Source organism: Xanthomonas nasturtii (genome assembly GCF_023337365.3).
GTDB classification, from domain to species: Bacteria; Pseudomonadota; Gammaproteobacteria; order Xanthomonadales; family Xanthomonadaceae; genus Xanthomonas; species Xanthomonas nasturtii.
This window is the reverse complement of sequence record NZ_CP142084.2, coordinates 2,105,190-2,122,926: the sequence shown is the minus strand read 5'-3', so window position 1 is coordinate 2,122,926 and position 17,737 is coordinate 2,105,190. Positions and strand designations below refer to the sequence as shown.

The 17,737-nt window shown below is 60.3% G+C and carries 15 protein-coding genes and 2 pseudogenes; 2 read left to right on the top strand and 15 right to left on the bottom strand.

Annotated features, from left to right (window positions below; translation table 11 throughout):
* Positions 1 to 7 precede the first annotated feature (7 nt).
* Positions 8 to 334 carry a YerC/YecD family TrpR-related protein gene (locus M3O59_RS09285; RefSeq protein WP_249046909.1) on the bottom strand — a complete coding sequence of 109 codons (327 nt, stop codon included), beginning with the start codon at positions 332 to 334 and terminating at the stop codon, positions 8 to 10.
* A gap of 212 nt (positions 335 to 546) precedes the next feature.
* Complete coding sequence (gene hisS / locus M3O59_RS09280; protein ID WP_116905469.1) at positions 547 to 1,983, bottom strand: histidine--tRNA ligase; 1,437 nt, start codon at positions 1,981 to 1,983, stop codon at positions 547 to 549.
* Between the two features lie 108 nt (positions 1,984 to 2,091).
* Between hisS and M3O59_RS09275 the strand changes: the two genes are divergently transcribed.
* Positions 2,092 to 2,853 carry a Crp/Fnr family transcriptional regulator gene (locus M3O59_RS09275; protein WP_372367779.1) on the top strand — a complete coding sequence of 254 codons (762 nt, stop codon included), beginning with the start codon at positions 2,092 to 2,094 and terminating at the stop codon, positions 2,851 to 2,853.
* Between the two features lie 78 nt (positions 2,854 to 2,931).
* Here the strand turns inward: M3O59_RS09275 and M3O59_RS09270 are convergent, their stop codons facing one another.
* Positions 2,932 to 3,675 (bottom strand): murein L,D-transpeptidase catalytic domain family protein, encoded by a 744-nt coding sequence (locus M3O59_RS09270; protein WP_064634987.1) that lies wholly within the window; start codon positions 3,673 to 3,675, stop codon positions 2,932 to 2,934.
* A 101-nt stretch (positions 3,676 to 3,776) separates the two neighbouring features.
* Positions 3,777 to 5,084, bottom strand: coding sequence for a threonine synthase (gene thrC / locus M3O59_RS09265; protein ID WP_249046910.1), 1,308 nt, complete (start codon positions 5,082 to 5,084; stop codon positions 3,777 to 3,779).
* 173 nt (positions 5,085 to 5,257) lie between these two features.
* Between thrC and M3O59_RS09260 the strand changes: the two genes are divergently transcribed.
* Complete coding sequence (locus M3O59_RS09260) at positions 5,258 to 5,572, top strand: EthD family reductase (RefSeq protein WP_064634989.1); 315 nt, start codon at positions 5,258 to 5,260, stop codon at positions 5,570 to 5,572.
* A 74-nt stretch (positions 5,573 to 5,646) separates the two neighbouring features.
* Here the strand turns inward: M3O59_RS09260 and M3O59_RS09255 are convergent, their stop codons facing one another.
* The 11 genes and pseudogenes from M3O59_RS09255 to M3O59_RS09205 all read right to left on the bottom strand — a co-directional run bounded on the left by M3O59_RS09255 (position 5,647) and on the right by M3O59_RS09205 (position 17,549).
* Complete coding sequence (locus M3O59_RS09255; RefSeq protein WP_249045474.1) at positions 5,647 to 6,615, bottom strand: homoserine kinase; 969 nt, start codon at positions 6,613 to 6,615, stop codon at positions 5,647 to 5,649.
* A gap of 41 nt (positions 6,616 to 6,656) precedes the next feature.
* The gene (thrA, locus tag M3O59_RS09250) at positions 6,657 to 9,164 is read right to left on the bottom strand and encodes a bifunctional aspartate kinase/homoserine dehydrogenase I (RefSeq protein ID WP_116905465.1); all 2,508 of its coding nucleotides are present in this window, start codon (positions 9,162 to 9,164) and stop codon (positions 6,657 to 6,659) included.
* A 520-nt stretch (positions 9,165 to 9,684) separates the two neighbouring features.
* A complete protein-coding gene (locus M3O59_RS09245; protein ID WP_116905464.1) occupies positions 9,685 to 10,173 on the bottom strand; it encodes a TspO/MBR family protein in 489 nt (162 codons plus the stop codon).
* A gap of 260 nt (positions 10,174 to 10,433) precedes the next feature.
* Positions 10,434 to 11,318 (bottom strand): annotated as a pseudogene (locus tag M3O59_RS09240) (hemagglutinin repeat-containing protein); the annotation flags it as partial.
* Between the two features lie 448 nt (positions 11,319 to 11,766).
* A complete protein-coding gene (locus M3O59_RS09235) occupies positions 11,767 to 12,678 on the bottom strand; it encodes a hypothetical protein (protein WP_249046912.1) in 912 nt (303 codons plus the stop codon).
* Positions 12,679 to 13,050 carry a hypothetical protein gene (locus M3O59_RS21160; protein WP_126936840.1) on the bottom strand — a complete coding sequence of 124 codons (372 nt, stop codon included), beginning with the start codon at positions 13,048 to 13,050 and terminating at the stop codon, positions 12,679 to 12,681.
* 26 nt (positions 13,051 to 13,076) lie between these two features.
* Positions 13,077 to 14,709, bottom strand: a pseudogene (locus M3O59_RS09225) (hemagglutinin repeat-containing protein); the annotation flags it as partial.
* A gap of 352 nt (positions 14,710 to 15,061) precedes the next feature.
* Positions 15,062 to 15,469 (bottom strand): hypothetical protein, encoded by a 408-nt coding sequence (locus M3O59_RS09220; RefSeq protein WP_147308604.1) that lies wholly within the window; start codon positions 15,467 to 15,469, stop codon positions 15,062 to 15,064.
* Between the two features lie 92 nt (positions 15,470 to 15,561).
* The gene (locus tag M3O59_RS09215; RefSeq protein WP_116906966.1) at positions 15,562 to 16,239 is read right to left on the bottom strand and encodes a hypothetical protein; all 678 of its coding nucleotides are present in this window, start codon (positions 16,237 to 16,239) and stop codon (positions 15,562 to 15,564) included.
* A 149-nt stretch (positions 16,240 to 16,388) separates the two neighbouring features.
* The gene (locus M3O59_RS09210) at positions 16,389 to 16,757 is read right to left on the bottom strand and encodes an immunity 8 family protein (protein ID WP_064628909.1); all 369 of its coding nucleotides are present in this window, start codon (positions 16,755 to 16,757) and stop codon (positions 16,389 to 16,391) included.
* Positions 16,758 to 16,838: 81 nt separating this feature from the next.
* Complete coding sequence (locus M3O59_RS09205) at positions 16,839 to 17,549, bottom strand: hypothetical protein (protein WP_220375950.1); 711 nt, start codon at positions 17,547 to 17,549, stop codon at positions 16,839 to 16,841.
* Positions 17,550 to 17,737: the final 188 nt, after the last annotated feature.

Sequence of the window (17,737 nt, the reverse complement as noted above, 5' to 3'; positions counted from 1 at the left end):
TGTTCTCTCAGTGGGATTCGACAGGGCGCGACGACTGCTCGCGCAGGGCCTCGGCATAGCCGCCGGCGCCATGATCCAGCGTGCGTGCAACGCGCCCGATGGTGGTCACGCTGACCTGGGTCAGCTCGTGGATTTCGCGATACGGCACGCCTTTGACCAGCAAGGGCACCACCCGCCAGCGGTCGGCCATGGCTTCCAGCTCGGCGGGCGTGCACAGATCACGCAGAAAGGCCTCGACTGCGCCGGGCTCGCTCAGGCAGGCCAGCGCATCGGCCAGCATCTTGAGCGAGGCGGCGACATCGGTACTTTCGCTGGGGGCAGGTCGTTGTTTCATTGCGTTAACGTAATAGCGTGTTAGTACATTAACGCAAACGGCATCGATTGGACAAGCCTGGAGCCGTCGAAGCGTTCAGTGAACCCGTGCACGTAACGATGCCGAAAATGAAAACCCACCGACGCCAGGGCGTCAGTGGGCTTTCGGTTGTGCTGCATGGACTACCGCGATCTCGACCGCCGGCCGGCTACCGGCCGTCCACACAGGTCGGCTCAGCCGCCCTTGGCGCCCCCAGCCACCAGCATCGCCTTGGCCTGCTCCAGCTCCACCTGCAAGGTGCTCGCCAGCTCGTCGCGGGCAACGTCGAACTGCTGCTCGCGCACCAGGTCCTTCACTGCCACCACGCCGCGCGCCAGCTCGTCGTCGCCGGCCAGCACCACAAAGCGGATGCCCGCGCGGGCGGCGTACTGGAACTGCTTGCCGACCTTCTTGGGCTCCATCTGCACTTCGGTGTTGATGCCACCGATGCGCAGCCGGCGCGCGATGTCCAGCGCGTCCTCCAGACGGGTTTCGTCCATCAGCGCGACCATCGCCTGCACGCTGCTTTCGGCGATGCCCTGGATCAGGCCGGCTTCGCGCAGCTGCCAGAACAGGCGGGTCAGGCCGATCGAAATGCCCACGCCGGGCAATTTGGACTTGGTGTAGTGGCTGGCCAGGCTTTCGTAACGGCCGCCCGAGCAGATCGAGCCGATCTGCGGGTGGTCGGTGAGCGTGGTCTCGTAGACGGTGCCGGTGTAGTAGTCCAGCCCGCGCGCGATGGAGAAATTCAGGCAGTACGCGCTTTCCGGCACGCCCAGCGCCTTGACCAGCTCGAGCACCTCGCGCAATTCGGCAATGCCCTCGCCCAGCGTCGCACTGGCGCCGACCGCGGCTTCCAGTGCCTGCAACTGCGCCAGCGCATCGGCGTGCCCTTCCGAACGCACCGCCACGAACGCAAGAATCTTGGCCACCTGCTCGGCGGCGATGCAGAAGCCCTCGCCCACCAGCGTGTCGCGCACGTAATCGGCACCGCGCTTGTCGATCTTGTCGACCTCGCGCAGCACCGCCAGCTGCAGTTCGCCCTCGGCCACGCCAAGGCTTTCGAAGAAGCCGCGCAGCAGCTTGCGGTTGTTCAACTGCACCTTGAACTCGCCGATGCCCAGCTCGGCAAACACCGCGTGGATCACCGCCAGCACTTCGGCGTCGTAGCGGATGCTCAGCGCGTCCTTGCCGATCACGTCGATGTCGCACTGGTAAAACTCGCGGAAGCGCCCGCGCTGCGCACGCTCGCCGCGATACACGCGCTGCATCTGGTAGCGGCGGAACGGGAAGCTCAGGTCGTGTTCGTGCTCGGCCACATACCGCGCCAGCGGCACGGTCAGGTCGAAGCGCAATGCAAGCTCGGGCAGGCCGGCGGTCTCGGCACCCTCGTCGGCCGCGGCGGCGGCATTGGCCAGCGCGCCGGTGGATTGCACGAAATACACCTGGCGCTCGGTCTCGCCGCCGGATTTGGTCAGCAATACATCGGACAACTCGAACACCGGGGTTTCGACCGGCAGGAACCCAAACCGCTCGTAGTTGCGGCGGATGACGTCCAGCATGCGCTGGAACGCGATCTGCTCGCGCGGCAGCAATTCCATGATGCCGGGCGGCGTACGGGGCTTGATCACGAGCGAAACTCCTGCAGGACGAATTTGGCGAACGCACAATTCTACCGGCAGCCGGCCGTGCTGACCGCATGGCGTATCATTCAATGCGTCCCAGGCAGTGCGTGGTCCATGTACCGGCAGCTTTCAGACCCCAGCGTGACCTGCCCGGCGCCCGGCACGGCATCTGCCAGCGGCGCGCCAGGGTCGGACTGCGCGCTGTGCGCAGTACGTGGCCGGGCCATTTGCGCAGCGCTGTCGCCGCAGGAAATGGACGCGCTGGATCAGGTGACCCACGCGGCGGCCCATGCGCCTGGCAGCACCTTGGTGCGTGCCGGCGAGACCCGGCACAACGTCTATACGGTGACCTCCGGCGCGCTGCGCATGGTGCGCACGCTGGCCGACGGGCGCCGCCAGATCACCGGCTTCGTGCTGCCCGGCGACTACCTCGGCCTGACCGAAACCGCGCAGCACCGCCACGATATCGAAGCCATCGTCGACAGCCACGTGTGCCGCACCCCGATGGCGCAGATGCGCCAGCTGCGCGAGCGCTACCCGCAGCTGGAGCGCAAGCTGCTGCAGCGCGCCAGCATGGAACTGGCCGCCGCACAGGACACCTGCCTGCTGCTGGCGCGTCTGCAGCCCAGCGAACGGTTGTCGCACTTTCTGTTGCGGCTAGCCGCCCGCTCCACCCTGCCCGGCGCCAGCGGCGACAGCGTGGCGCTGCCGATGAGCCGCAGCGACATCGCCGACCACCTCGGGCTGACCATGGAAACGGTGAGCCGCACCTTCACCAAGCTGCGGCAGCAGCAGCTGATCGCCCTGCCGCAACTGCACCTGGTGCAGATCCTGGATTACGCGGCACTGCGTAGCCTGGCCGGCGACACGGTGTGATGGCGGATGGGTCGGTTTGATCGATGCGCCAGTGTGCGTTTGCCCAAGCAGTCGGCCGGGTCGTTCGCATACAACCACTCAGCGGCCGGCCACCGTACCCGCTCCCGCCCCGCCGCAGCCGCCGCTCAGTAGTTGCGACTGACGCAGCCAGGCGCGGTCCGGGTAATAGGCGAACACGAAGGCGCCTTCGCGCAAGGTATCGATCAACTGCCTGGCCACCGCCGGCCGCACGGCCGGGCAGCCCAGACTGCGGCCGAGCCGGCCCTGGGTGCGGATGATGGCTTCGCTGACATACGGCGCGCCGTGGATGACGATGGCGCGGTCGCGCGCGTGATCGTTGAACCCCGGCTCCAGGCCCTTGAGCCGTAACGAGTAGCCGTTATGGCCGGTATACGACTCCTGCGCGGTGAAGGCGCCCAGGCTGGACTGGAAGCTGCCGTCGTTGTTGGAAAACTTCGCCGCCAGGTTCTCGCCGGTATTGCGCCCATGCGCGACCCACTCCTGGAACAACAAGCGCTGCTTGTCCAGATCGAACACCCACAGCCGGCGCTCGGTGGAGGGGCGGCTGTAATCGATGACGCTGAGCACCCGCTCGGCGCCCACCTGTTGGCGGCGGCGGGCGCATTGCAGCGCTTCGGTGGCCAGGGCCAGCACCTGGCGATCCAGCGACGGCGCCTGACGCGCCAGTGCCTCGACCAGGCCGACGCGCGGCGCGCCCAGTGGCGACAGCGGAGAAACAGCTACGGCATCGGCCGCCCTGGCCGTACCAGCGGTAGCCCATCCGCATAACGCGGCGGCAACGGCTATCAATCGATAAGACATGCAACAACCCACAGCGGACGCGGCACCACAGCGGGGCCGCACCCTCCTACAAATAGCCCCATGCGGGCCAGTTTCAAGCCCGGCTGGCTGAACGCATTGGGTCAGGCGGCATCGGCAAGCAGACGCTGCCGGAAAGCCGCGTAGTCCGGCGCCAGTGCTTCGGCGTGGGCCGGGCGCTGTAACAATGCGGCCAGCGCCGGCGGAACCTCCACCGCCCGGCCGATCAACGGCTCCACCACGCCCTCGAACTTGGCCGGATGCGCGGTGGCTGCCACTGCCCAGTCGCCTGTGCCGCCCTCCGCCCCTTCGGCGCGCAGCTGCTCGAGTACATGCACTGCGGTGGCGGTATGCGGGCAATGCACCTCGCCGTAGCGCGCAAAGCGCTGCTGCACGGTGTGGCGAATCGCCGCATCGTCCACCGACAGGGCCCGGAACTCCTCGCGCAAGGCAGCATCGTCGCCGTGGTAGAGCCAACGCAAGCGTTCGAAATTGCTGGGTGCACCGACGTCCATCGCATTGGCCAGCGTGGCCACGCTGGGTTGTGGCGCGTAGGCATCGCCGGCGAAATAGTCCGGCAGCACATGATTGGCGTTGGATGCCAGTGCGATGCGGCCCAGCGGTACCCCGAGCGCGCGCGCAATGATCGCCGCCAGCCCGTTGCCCAGGTTGCCGGTTGGCACCACCAGATTGAGCACACTGCCCAAGGCTGCATGGTGCTGCAGGGCGGCATGCGCGTAATAACTCATCTGCGGCAGCAGCCGGCCCAGGCTGATGCTGTTGGCCGAACTCAGCGGCACCTGCGCCTGCAACGCCGCATCGTTCAAGGCTTGCTTGACCATCGCCTGGCAATCGTCGAACGAACCAGCCACACGCAAGGCCTGGATGTTGTCGCCGAAACAGCCAAGCTGGTGCGCCTGCCGTGGCGACACGCGGCCATCCGGATACAGCACCACCACGCGCAGGCCGGGTTGGCGATGGAACGCGGCGGCCACCGCTGCGCCGGTGTCGCCCGAGGTGGCCACCAGGATGGTGAGCGGGCGGTCTTCGCTACGGCGCAGGCGGGTCAGGCAGGCGGCCAGAAAGCGCGCGCCGAAATCCTTGAACGCAGCGGTGGGCCCGTGAAACAGCTCCAGCGCGTAATCGCCCGGCGTGCCCAGCGCCACCAACGGCGCCGGGAAATCGAAAGCTTCAGCGCAGATGGCCGGCAGCTCGGCCGCCAGCGCGTCGCCTTCGAAAAACGGCTGCAGCAGCGTGGTGGCGGTGCTGGCCAGATCTGCGCCTGCATCGAGCGCGCGCGCGGGCGGAAGGGTCTGCGGCACGTACAGGCCGCCATCGGGCGCCAGCCCGGCGGCAATGGCCTGGCTCAGACTTGCGGCGGGCGCACCGCCACGGGTGGAGATGAAGTTCATGGTGACTCCAGACAAAGCGAGAACGAGGTGGGCAACGCGGCATTGCCCGAGAACGCGGAGACCGGGATGGGCGGTTGGGCCGATGTCGGTGCCCTGGCCGCACCCGGCCAGATGGTCATCCACCGCCGGCGCCACGGCGCTATGCTGCGGGCACCTTTCCGTGGAGCAGGCAGATGATCAAGGTCAGCGTGATGTACCCGTACCGCGACGGCGCCCGCTTCGACCACGCCTACTACCGCGACACCCACATGCCGCTGGTGAGCGCACGGATGGGCGCGGCCTGCCTGAGCTACACGGTGGATAAAGGCATCAGTAGTGGCGAGCCGGGCAGCACCCCGCCCTACATCGGCATGTGCCACATCTTTTGCGAATCGGTGGAGGCCTTCGGCGCCAGTTTCGGGCCGCATGCTGGCGAAATCCTGGGCGATATCGCCAATTACACCGACCTGACCCCGGTGATGCAGATCAGCGAAGTGGTGGTCGACTAAGTCGCAGGTCGCGCGCAGCAGGCCAGACCTGTTGCGTGCGTTCTGCGGCCTGTTGTCATTGCGGGCATGCTGCTTCATTCGAGCAACCGCGCTGCCGGGCTTGCGATCGGCGACACCCAGGCCTGGCTAGCGAAACCTGCTGCAGCAAACCCGGCCTGCACGGCCGGTGCCGCAGCGTCTGCAGCGGCGCGCGATTCGAACCAGGCAAACACGCTTGGCCCGGCGCCGGAAATGCTGGCGCCCAACGCGTCGTGCTCCAGCGCTGCCTGCTTGGCGTCGGCGAAGCCGGCGATCAATGGTGCGCGACGCGGTTCGATCAGCACATCGCGCAGGCCTGCGCGTACCAGGCCCGCATCGCCGGCATGGCAACCGGCCAGCACCAGCGCCAGATTGGTGCTCTGCGCGACGAACTCGCGCAGCTGATACGCGCCGGCCAGGGCTTCGCGCGCGCGCCGCGTTTCCAGCGCTGCATCAGGATGCACCAGCAAGCTATGCCAGGCTGCCGGCACTGCGATCGGCACCAGGCGCTCCAGCGTGCACAACACCAGCCCGCCTAAAAACAGCGGCCCCAGGTTGTCGCCGTGGCGGCTACCGCTGGCCACCGCTTCGCCATCGAGCGCGTACTGGTAGAGCTGGTGGTGGTCCAGCGGCGAGGCCAGCAGCGCGTTTGCCGCAACCAACGCCGCCACGCACGACGCAGCAGAGCCGCCCATGCCCGAGCTCAGCGCAATGCCCTTGTCGATCTCGATTTCAAACCCGTAAGGCAGCTGCAATGCGGCACGCAGCGACATCAACGCAGCGCCTGCGGTATTGCGTTCGGCATCCAGTGGTAGCGCCACGGTCGTGCCGCGAATCGCCGCGATGCGCACTGCAGGTTCTTCGATGCGGCGCACGGTGACGGTGTCGCCGACGCCATCGATCGGGTAACCGAGCAAGTCGAATCCCACCGCCACGTTCGCAACCGATGCTGGCGCGAAGGCACGCGCTTCGTGCAGCCCGTGCTTGCCAACAGAAGCGCGATCACTTTCGTGCGCATCCGCCACCGCTGCTTGGCTCTCGCCGGTCTGGCTGACAACTACCTGCGTCACAGCCGCGCGCCCTCGCCCGCCGCCACGCGCAACAGATCGGCGAACACGCCGGCTGCGGTCACTTCAGGACCGGCGCCCGGGCCCTGCACCACCAGCGGGTTCTCGCAATAGCGCCGCGTGGTGAACTGCACCACGTTGTCGGTCAGACGCAAGTTGGCGAATGCGTGATCGGCAGGCAGCTCGACCAGGCCCACGCTGGGCGCGCGGTCGGGCGGCAGCTGCGCCACATAGCGCAGCACATTGCCGCGTGCACGCGCATCGGCCAGACGCTGCGCAAAGGCCGCATCCACCTCGGGCAGGCGCGCGATGAAGTCGTCCACGCTGGCCTGACGCAATGCTTCCGGCACCAGGCTTTCGACCTGCACGTCTTCCAGGCTGATCGCACGCCCTGCTTCGCGCGCCAGGATCACCAGCTTGCGCGCCACATCCACGCCGGACAGATCATCGCGCGGGTCCGGTTCGGTATAGCCCATGCCGCGCGCCTGCGTCACCAGCTCGGCGAACGGCACGCTGCCGTCGTACTTGTTGAACAGCCAGGCCAGGGTGCCGGAAAAGATGCCCTCGATCGAGGTCACCGCATCGCCGGTATCGACCAGATCGCGCAGCGTGGTGATCACCGGCAAGCCGGCGCCCACGGTGGCTTCGTAACGGAAGCGCGCGCCGCTGGCATCGGCCGCCGCACGGATCGCCTGATACCGCTGCAACGGACCGGAGCCAGCCTGTTTGTTCGGCGTCACCACATGGATGCCGGCAGCCAACCAGTCCGCGTAGCGATCGGCCACTTCCGCGCTGCCGCTGCAATCGATGATCACCGTATGCGGCAGATGCGCGGACAACAGGTGCGTGGTGAAACGCTCCAGATCGGTCGCGGTGGCTGCAGAGGCGAAGGCATCGCGCCAGTTGCCGACCAGGCCGCGCTCGTCGAGCAGCATGCGGCCGCGCGAGACCACTGCGCGCAGGCGCAGATCCAGGTTGGCCTTGCTTAGCAGCTGCGGCTGCGCAACGCGCAACTGGTCCAGCAACGCCGCACCCACGTTACCCGGGCCGATCACGCCCACCGAGAACGTCTGCGGCGACAGCCAGAAGCCGGCATGCGCCGCGCGCAAGGCCTTGGTCGCATGCGCCTCGTCGATGGCCACCGAGATGTTGCGCTCCGACGAACCCTGCGCGATCGCCAGGATATTGACCTGCGCACGCCCCAGGGACTCGAACAGCCGCGCCGCCACACCCGGCTGCCCGGCCATGCCATCGCCCACTGCAGCGAGCACACTGATGCCGGTGGTCAGCTGCACGCGCTGCACCTGACCGACCGTAAGTTCATGCGCAAACGCCTGCAGCAAGGCATTGCGTGCGCGCTCGGACTCGTGCTGCTTGACCACGCAACAGATCGAATGCTCGGAAGAACCCTGGGAGATCATCACCACCGACACCTGCGCCGTGCGCAGCGCCGCGAACACGCGCTCGGCGGTGCCGGGCACGCCGATCAATCCAGTACCTTCCAGGTTGAGCACGGCCAGGTCGGGGCTGAGCGTCAGCCCCTTGATCGGCCCGCTCACCGCGCTGCTGGCAGTGATGCGCGTGCCCGGATGTTCCGGCTGGAAGGTGTTGCGGATGATGATCGGCAAGCCGCGCTCGATCGCCGGCGACATCGTCTGCGGGTGCACCACCTTGGCGCCGAAATAGGCCAGCTCGCAGGCCTCGTCGTAGCTCAGCGTTTCCAGTTGCACCGCTTCGGGCACCACGCGCGGGTCGGCCGACAGTACGCCGTCCACGTCGGTCCAGATATGCAGCTCATCGGCATCGAACAAGGCCGCGAAAATTGCACCGGAATAATCGCTGCCGTTTCGCCCCAACGTGGTGATGCGGTCGGCGCGGTCGCGCGCAACGAAGCCGGTGACCACCACGCGCGTCTGCGGATGCGCCTGGCGCCAGGTGGCAAGGCGCTGCGCGCTGGTGTCCCAGTCCACATCGACACCGAGTTCGCCACGGTTGACCACCAGCACATCGCGCGCATCCAGCACCGCGCAATCCTCGCCAAGCGCACGGAAATGGTCGCCCAGCAACTGCGCCGAATACACCTCGCCCAGGCCTTGCACGCGGTCGAGCACCTCGCGCGGCAGCTCGCCGATCACCGCCAATGCGCCCAGGATCTGCGATAGATGCTCGAAGCGCTCGTCCAGCCACTCCACCGTCGGCCCGGAATGCTCGCCCAGCAGGGCCACCGCCGCACCGCGATGGCGCGCCCGTGTCTCATGCCAGCGCTCGCGCCATTCGGGGCGGTTCTGCGCGGCCAGTTCGGCCAGTGCGATCAAGGCATCGGTCACCCCCTTCATCGCCGACACCACGGTGACCTGCACCGACTCGTCGCGTGCCAGCAACAGCTGCGCCACATGCCGGTAGCGCTCGGCATCGGCCACCGACGTGCCGCCGAATTTGTGCACGACGGTGCGTGTGGAAGATGCGGCAACAGCGGCGGGTTCGAGCAAAACAACAGGCGATGACATCGACAGACCTCGTTAGGGAGGCCCCGTCCGCATCAGATGAGGGAGGAAAGCCCCCGCATCCTGATCCGGGTGCGGGGCCGTTGTTTTCGGAAGTTACGCGAAGACGACGGGCCGCACCGGGCGAATGGTGACGGTGGTAATGGTGGTGCTAATGCCGGCCACGCCCGCACCCGGCCGCAGGTGCGGCTGACAGGTAAGCGAAGCGGTGGCGCAGGCGTTATGCATGTACGCAAAAGACATCACCGGGCCGAGGCCTGTCAAGCGCTGTGTATCAAACCAGCCTTGCGCAACGCGGCGCCTATACAGAAAGCCTTGCGGGACAAAGATTTAAGCAAGACAGTCCCAAACGATTGATTGCTATGGAAACTTTTTATGCGCCGGACCAAGCGGTGCTTGCGCAGCATCCCATAGTGAGGCCTGGTGCTAGACGACGTCGGATCCGGCTGATGCGAGTAGCCGCCGCGCACCCTTCTCGCGCCAAACGCAGAGGTGCATCAGCCACTTTTGACCCATACAGCCCTTAGCCAAGCACCTGCGGATTGAGCTGCCACACCGCATAGTTCAACGCCGCCGCAAAACTCACCCACAGCAGATACGGAACCAGCAACCACGCAGCCACCCGCTGCCACTTGGCGAACGCTACGATCGTCAGCACCAACGCCACCCATAGCGCCACAATATCGACAAAAGCCCAAGCACCCATGTGCCAGGCAAAGAACAACCAGCTCCACAACCCGTTCAACCCCAACTGCAGCACGAACAGACCCAGCGCCCCACGCGCACTGCTCCATCCGCCGCGGCGCCAGACCAGCCACACCGATATCGCCATCATCCCGTACAGCACAGTCCACACCGGCCCGAATAACCATCCCGGCGGTGCCCAGTCCGGCCGCTGCAAGCCGGCGTAGAAGCTCGCCGCTTGGATCGATGCCGCCGCTCCCAGGGCCGCGACCAGATAGCACAGCACCAACGAGCCCAGGAGTCCAAACCACTGCGATTTCTTTGTCATCGAACTCTCCAACCAAGAGCAGAAAGTGCGGACGCGACGCGAAGGCATCTAACTGACGCCCGGAACCCTGCCATACCGCATGTCCAGGCAATGAAAACAATGCTGCGTCCGGCCTTAGGGCTGTGCAGGTAACAAACCGTAGAGTGAACTAGAGCGTCTGGGAGCCAAGCAGCTTGCGTGATAGCGCCCATGTATTGACGGACAATTATGTGCATTTACTAATCACGGCGGATGGTCAGGTCATTACCGGCGGTCAACTACAGGCTGTCGCCGGTGCTGATGTTGGTGCGCGTGGCGACCTTGCCGTCCAGGCCGGTGGTCGGGGTCAGCGAAAGGTTGTTGCCTGCCTGCAGTGCGGCACTGCCGCCGGCGTTGATGCTCACGCCGTGCAGTTGCAGGTCGTTGCCTGCAGACATCACCAGATCCTTGCCAGTGGTCACCGACACCGCATCGCAGCCGCGCAGCAGGCCGTTGTCGTTGCGCAACGCGCTTGGGGTAAGGCTGAGGTTGTTGCCCGCAATCAATGCTGCGCTGCCATCGGCCTGCACGCGGGTACCGGTCAGCGTCATGTCGTTGCCGGCGAATAGTTGCAGGGTGTTGCTGGCGCTGATGCCGGACAGGATGCCGACGCCGTTGATGGCCTTGGATGCTTCGCTGACCAGATTGTTGCCGGCTACCAGTGCAACGTCGCGGCCCTGGATCTGGCCCTGATTGAGCAGGTCGTTACGGGCTTCCAGCGATACAGCGCCAGTGCCGCTGATGCGGCCCTGGTTGAGCAGATTGCCGGCGGTGATGCTGACGTCGGCGCCTGCGATGACGCCCTGGTTGCTCATGGCGTTGGTGGCGTTGAGCTCGATGTTGCCGCCGGCAATCAAGGCGCTATTGCCACGCAGCTGCAGCGAGTTGGAGGCCAGATACACGACGGGTACCAGCACCTTCTGGCCCTGGTAGTCCTGCTCCACCATCCAGACGATGTCCTGCGTCAACGCGGCTGCCTGCGCGGCGGTCAAGCCCACGCCCATGCTCAGCTGCAACTGGCCTGCGGCGGCCACGCCCGATTCGAGCAAGGCGCGGTACTGCGCCACGCCATCGGCGTAGTTGCCCAGATAGCGACGGCCGGTGAGCTGGGTGATCTGGTCCAGCACCAGGCGCTGCTCATAGAAGCCATCGCCCAGGCGGGTCTGGGTCCACTCCGGGTCAACACCCAGCTTGCCCAGCAGGAAGTCGCTGCTGATGAAGTTGTCGTAGTTGACGAAGCGCGGGTCGGTCTCGATCAGGTAACGACGGCCCGGGCCATTGCTGCGCCAGGCATTGATGCCGCCAAGGCCGGTGGCTGCGCGGCCCATGGCGGTGAGATCCGTGCCAAGTGGTCAATGCACGCGCCGCAAACGGAGGCTGCAATTTACAGACTCCAGCCTCAGCGATCAGATTGATGGCTAGAGCCGTGCCGATCATAACCACACCCACCGAGCATAATTTTGAGCTGGCTATTACTAAATTTTCAAAGAGCAAATTCCGGAGGAACTTTACTTTCTGGGTCCAGCACTATGAGTGCCATATCTAACCAATATCAAATCCACCACCGTCCCACTATCAAGGACGAAATGGCTCACTCCAATCGCTGAAATCAAATTGACCCGGTTTGCGGCGCAATACATGAGCGCAATAACGATCTATCGCATCCTCCGGATTACGCAACACGCGTAAATTTTCAACATCCCCTTCATGGACATGGTAGACCACCTGATCCTGACGAGTCGAGCAAACAAAAAATTGGTCTCCCTCTGGACCACCGACGCCCACAGGCCTTGTATCCAAGAAGCATCTGAACTTAATTCTTTTTACGCCATTTATATTCGTCACTGCATCCGGGAATAACTCCTTGATTTTCGGTAAATACTTTTTCTTCCACCCTTTTCCCAGGCTATCCAAATAAGTATCCGCATCCCTCCACCTTGATGATGGATGCCCAATCAACTGACGATTGGTCATCGGGCCTTCACCTACACTTCCCGGAATACGCCACCCATCTGTGCGCCACAACCAGGATTTTGCCAGACCATCAGGCAAGCTGAGCAAAGAACCGAAGCAGTCGTTACCGTCCTCATAGGTCGACCCTGGGAAGGTGGGAAAAACCTCAACCATGCGGCCGCTCACGTTAAAGAATAGAACTTCCACGGGGAGACGAGGACCCTCTGGATTCATTAAATCCTTAATTAACATCACCCCAAGAAAAAGATCACCACAAAATTCCTGGAATGCCATATAAGAAAGTGGCTGAAGTAGCCTCAATGGCTCCAAAACCCAATCTTTTCCACGCGCCAAAACTCCGGAATAATCAAGATTTTTTCGCCCCTTTGCATCACAATAATCCAAAAAATCATAATCACCAACAATTTCATCAATTTTACTATACACCCCTCCATTTAATCGTTCGAAAAACTCATTTTCCGAGACGCCCATCCCACCCCACCCACTGAAACTTCCCTTCTGCGATACATTCACTCACCCACCTCCTGATGCACGATTGGCCTCAATAATCTTTAAAATATCACTTCTGAATCCATCCTGTGCTTTTTTTAAGTAATCCTTGTACTCAGCACTAACAGGCTTTCCATTCCACATCATCCATCCGGCACCGTCGACCTCCACTTTACACCCCTTTGAACAGTTCGCTGATTTGATCATTGGTTGCAGATTCGCAGGGTCTTTCAGAATCTCATTCTGAACGCTTTTTGGCAAAGAATCAAAACCTTCAATTTGTCGAATAGCATTTTGTGGCAGGACGTGATCCACATGAATTTTAGCCGTTGCAGGAACTGCTTCCTTCGCACCAGTCAGTGGATTGATCCAAGTCAGCTCATTCTTGGCATTCATCCAAGTACTACTAATGACCTGACCATTTAGCCAGAGCGTTTCGTCAGCCGCCTTCGCCAAAGGGCGCAACAGGGGACCAACTGTTTTTCCTACAATTGTCGGCATCGCCGCAAGAGCGATGCTCGTGCCGGCAGCCTGGGTGTCGCCTTGTGCAATATTACGGATGATGCCTGCCGCCATCACTACATCACCGGTAAACGTCTCGAGCATGGCCACACCGTCAGACCCACGCGTCGCAGTAGACCAAGCCAACAGCTCGCTCTGATATACCTGCTGCAAGGAGTCCTTCGCTATTCCAGATGCGCCAAGAGCGTTATATACCTCGCGGAATTGATCCGGATTCTTCGTAAGAAGATTTCCATACTGGTGGAAATTGGCATACTCGTCATCAGTTGCCTTAAAGGCCTGACCCCACTTGTATTCATTTTTATTGGAATTCAGAAAAGCTAGCGCTTCTATGTCGATATTTTCGATACCGACCTTCTTTGCGATCACTGCATCCACTTGCGCAGCAGCTTCCACCGTCAGACGCTGCTTCGCTTCACTGACACTGATGCCTTCCTGTAATGCAAACGCTTCAGCGTTCTGGCGAATCCATGTCACTTCATCAGGATGCAACTGCCGATTGAACTGATCTCCCGCCAGCGCGGTTGTTGCGCCAACCTGTCCCCCCGCAATACCACCAAGCGCCGCACTTCCTAGCTCCATGAGTGCGTTGTAAGTGGCTGGGTCGGTAACGCCGTTCTTGCCCAAATAATCCGACATCGCAACCTTGGCTGCTTCAGCACCCGCTGCACCAGCTGCTGTTCGCAGAACGTCTTCGCCGCCGAGTGCCGCAATCGCCGCACCTGTCAGGCCATGCAGCAAAATCTTGTTCGTACCCCCATCGCTCCATGCGTCCAGACGTGCCAGTGCCTGAGCTTTCGACGCTTCATCCGGTGCGCTGGCCAAATCAAGCTGGGCTTTCTGATACATAGCCGAGGCAACATCACCCGCTATCCGAAATCCAATCTCTCCAGCAAGCCCCATCAGCTCTTTCTGATCATTGATCTTTTTCTGATCGAAAATCTCCTTCAGCCCAGACTGCTGCAACTCGGTGGCACTGCGATCCAACCCTGCCAGCGCAGACTCGTCGCCATTGCGGATTTGGATCGTGCCAGCCGCGATATCGCTCTTGGTCGTGCTACTTGAGCTGTCGCTGGCATTGCCCAACATGCTCAGTCCGGCACCGATGCCGACACTGGCCATGCTGCTACCTGTGCCGCCGGCAACTGTCACACCGCTGGTCTTGTACTCCGCCTTGTTCTGGAGGTCCTCGACGGTCAGGCTGCCGGTTGACAGCCGATTGAGGCTGGAATCGGCTGCACTGGCTATCGCGCCGCCGACCAACTTTGTGTTACCGCCCACAGTGATGTCGAAGCCACCATTGCCAGCCTGGATGCCGCTCTGCTCAGTCACACTGGTGTAACTGCTGTTGACCTTCTGCTGGCTGTAGCTGCCGCCGCTGCCCGAGCCGGTCGCCAAGGTCAGGCTGGCCTGCTGCTGCTTGCTCTTGTACTAATTGGTGTCCTGCTCGCTCTTGATCAGCAGATCGCCGCCGACATTAGCAAGGACTTTGTTGCCAACAGCTTGTGCACCCTGGATCGCGGTGTCGTTGCCGCCGCTCTTAAGATAGCTGACTGCTTAGCTAAATTTTTATATTTAAATATCCACCCCTTCCTTATCAGCAAATTCACGCAGCTTTATCGCAGCTCTATAATTTCATATTTACTAATCCCAAAATAAATTAGCAGTGAAATTTATGGTAAATTTTGAATTAAAGCAGCTCCGCACGATATAAAATACCTAAATTCCTTTTCAGTAACTTTTATATTAATATTATCTCTTTCATTCATATTATAACTCACCTTTTAGGAACCTGAGATTTCAAGTAGTTCTCCCAGCCAGTACCGCCTTTGTCAGGCCTGAATGCAGTAGCTTCACCCTCTCCCCCGTATTACAATAGTCTTTGTTAAACTATCAAGATAGTAGGTTGTCCGTCAACGCCCTTACGACGCTCAACTGACGGGTTTGCGACTATATTTTCAATAAGCTCCTGAAACTGAGCCTTAGTATCAACACCAAGATCAGTAAATTCGCCCTTCTCAACTACGTGCTTTTGATACGCATGTCCGCTAACAATTTCTTCAACAATAGGTTGAGAATTAAGGCGACTACTGCCGGTTGCATTTGCTTCAACATTTGACCTAACTAAGGCGGGAGAGCCTGCTTCACTATCTGCTTCTGCAGAAGCAGCTGACACCCTCGTCGATAGCGCCTTACTCTCTAGATCCGCATTCTTTACTGGATTGCGGATGATATTTGTGAATTGGCTACCAACCAAGCCTCCCGCCTCTCCAACGACGATGCCTGCCCACATCTAGCGTTGAGTCGTCGCCCAATCAATGCCTTCTACATGGCCGGCTTCCGCCCAACGCCCCTGATCTTTCAACAGGAGTTGATAGTTATTCTTTAGCGCGAGCTCATCAAAGGGCCGATCTGATCCCTATAACCGCTAAAGGCAACAGAGCCCACCCCCAAAAGCATCTCTTTCCCAATGGACATGAGCCCCCCCCCAAAGTTCGCTTGCTTACCAGCAGCGTCGCACCCAAAAATCGTCTCTAGGGATAGCAACTCCTTATTTGCTTGACTGGGCGCATAGTTAGGACTACGAAAATTATCGATATAGCTCTTTATCGACGAATCGAATCGGGAGCCATAAAGCGCATTTAGATTGACCGCGGGATCAGGTATTCTGAAGGAATGCATGGCGCCCCCCATCGAATGTGTGTAGTTGCGTCCTTCCAACGCGTTGACAAGGAAGGCATCGGCAAAAGCGTCTGTGCCGTTCAGCGTAGCCCAGCTTTCCTCTTCTTTCGATGCAGCAAATCGATTTAGCCTGACACGCTCCCCTTCTTCAGTGAGAATGAGGCCGTTCTCCGCCGTGTAGTCAATATATTTTTCGACGACTTCATCGCTCTTTAAGAACTTCACTTTCGATGGATGTAACTGCCGGTTATTTGTATCGGAATTGAACGCAGTGGCTGCACCCGCTGAGCCACCCACCGCCGCGCCCAGCCCAGCCGCAATGCCAGCATCCACAGCCTCTCCCACGCCGTCAGGCAAGTTCTTTGTCAGCTCGTTCAACATGGGTGCTGCTGTGGCAGCCGTTGCCAAACCTAGTGAATCTTGTACTCCACCGCATTACCTCCGCCCCTTAAGTTTCCAACTGATTAGGGAGTATTGCATTTGGAGATTGAGTCTAAGCGCCCCCATAAAACTCGGGACTCGAAGAAATCTCACGAATTATTATTTTTTTCTAAATGAACGTAATCCTCGAATTCCCATGACATTACGCGAGACAACTTTATTGCAATTTCATTCCACTCCCCACCCTCAAAACTCCCGACATATTCTGATATAAACGCACTTATTTCATCGTAGTTATAATTCTCAACAATCAGCATAAACCTCCCCCACTTAGGCCCATAATGCCTTTTCTTCATCCATTCAGGAGTGCACACCTCAATGAAGAAATTATCTCCACCCTCAAAATCCTCGGGGCCAATTACCGCCCTCAGCTCCTCACTAAAGCACCCCGGGTCGTCAGGCTGCCCATTTTTAAGATCCCAATTATCTGCATGGAGCGCAAACAATCTAGCCTTCATAATTAACCTTAGTCCTTAGTTATGTCAAGATGCCCATTATATATCCTACTCTTTTTTCCGTACGAATCTATTTCATATCGTTCAAAATTTGCTTGGATCCCTTGTCACAGCTTCTTTTGAATTAGGCTTAACTGCGGGCGGCCTATAAACTCTCGTACCATCAGCACTAATCCAGCCCGATCCGTCGGACAAGGACCTCGCACCATCACCGACCCAAGTCATACCCAACCAATTTGCTTCCTGGGCATTTGCGGTTCCGATACCAAAATTCGAGTTACTTGTCCCGCTTCCAGCCATCGCCTCCTTCAACCGAATATCTTGATTAGCAATCGAGCTAAGCTCTTTATTCGCAAGGTCAGAGCGTAGCTTCGCACCATTCGCAATATTTGCCTCACCATTAGAGCGCACTACGGGCGGCGCCCCTGCTTCACTATCAGCATCTGCAGAGACAGCCGACACCCTCGTCGATAGCGCCTTACTTTCTAAACCCGCATTCTTTATTGAATTGCGGATGATATTTGTGAATTGGCTACCAACCAAGCCTCCCGCTTCTCCAACGACGATGCCTGCCCACATTTGTCTTTGAGTCGTCGCCCAATCAATGCCTTCTACACAGCCGGCGTCCGCCCAATGCCCCTGATCTTTCAACAGGAGTTGATAGTTATTCTTGAGCGCGAGCTCATCAAAGGGGGCGATCTGATCGCTATAACCGCTAACGGCGACAGAGCCCATCCCCAAAAGCATCCCTTTCCCAATGGAAATGAGGTCATCCCAAAAGCTCGCTTGCTTCAAGGAATGGGCTAATAGCTCGGGTTGCTGGGTGAAATCAGATGGTTTGGAGAGACGACGTCGACGCCGCCACCTTCAAAAATTTAATCAGCTCGCGAGTAAAGTAATTCGATAACTAACTGCAAATCACCACCACGGATTTGATAAGAGCATCCACCTCAACTCATCCCTCCCTCCTTCATCTTTCAATA

Excerpts from the sequence above, each read along its gene's own strand:
- M3O59_RS09285 (WP_249046909.1), bottom strand. The coding sequence starts at position 334 with ATGAAACAACGACCTGCCCCCAGCGAAAGTACCGATGTCGCCGCCTCG.
- M3O59_RS09275 (WP_372367779.1), top strand. The coding sequence starts at position 2,092 with ATGTACCGGCAGCTTTCAGACCCCAGCGTGACCTGCCCGGCGCCCGGC.
- M3O59_RS09270 (WP_064634987.1), bottom strand. The coding sequence starts at position 3,675 with ATGTCTTATCGATTGATAGCCGTTGCCGCCGCGTTATGCGGATGGGCT.
- thrC (WP_249046910.1), bottom strand. The coding sequence starts at position 5,084 with ATGAACTTCATCTCCACCCGTGGCGGTGCGCCCGCCGCAAGTCTGAGC.
- M3O59_RS09260 (WP_064634989.1), top strand. The coding sequence starts at position 5,258 with ATGATCAAGGTCAGCGTGATGTACCCGTACCGCGACGGCGCCCGCTTC.
- thrA (WP_116905465.1), bottom strand. The coding sequence starts at position 9,164 with ATGTCATCGCCTGTTGTTTTGCTCGAACCCGCCGCTGTTGCCGCATCT.
- M3O59_RS09245 (WP_116905464.1), bottom strand. The coding sequence starts at position 10,173 with ATGACAAAGAAATCGCAGTGGTTTGGACTCCTGGGCTCGTTGGTGCTG.
- M3O59_RS21160 (WP_126936840.1), bottom strand. The coding sequence starts at position 13,050 with ATGAATGCCAAGAATGAGCTGACTTGGATCAATCCACTGACTGGTGCG.
- M3O59_RS09220 (WP_147308604.1), bottom strand. The coding sequence starts at position 15,469 with ATGTGGGCAGGCATCGTCGTTGGAGAGGCGGGAGGCTTGGTTGGTAGC.
- M3O59_RS09215 (WP_116906966.1), bottom strand. The coding sequence starts at position 16,239 with ATGTTGAACGAGCTGACAAAGAACTTGCCTGACGGCGTGGGAGAGGCT.
- M3O59_RS09210 (WP_064628909.1), bottom strand. The coding sequence starts at position 16,757 with ATGAAGGCTAGATTGTTTGCGCTCCATGCAGATAATTGGGATCTTAAA.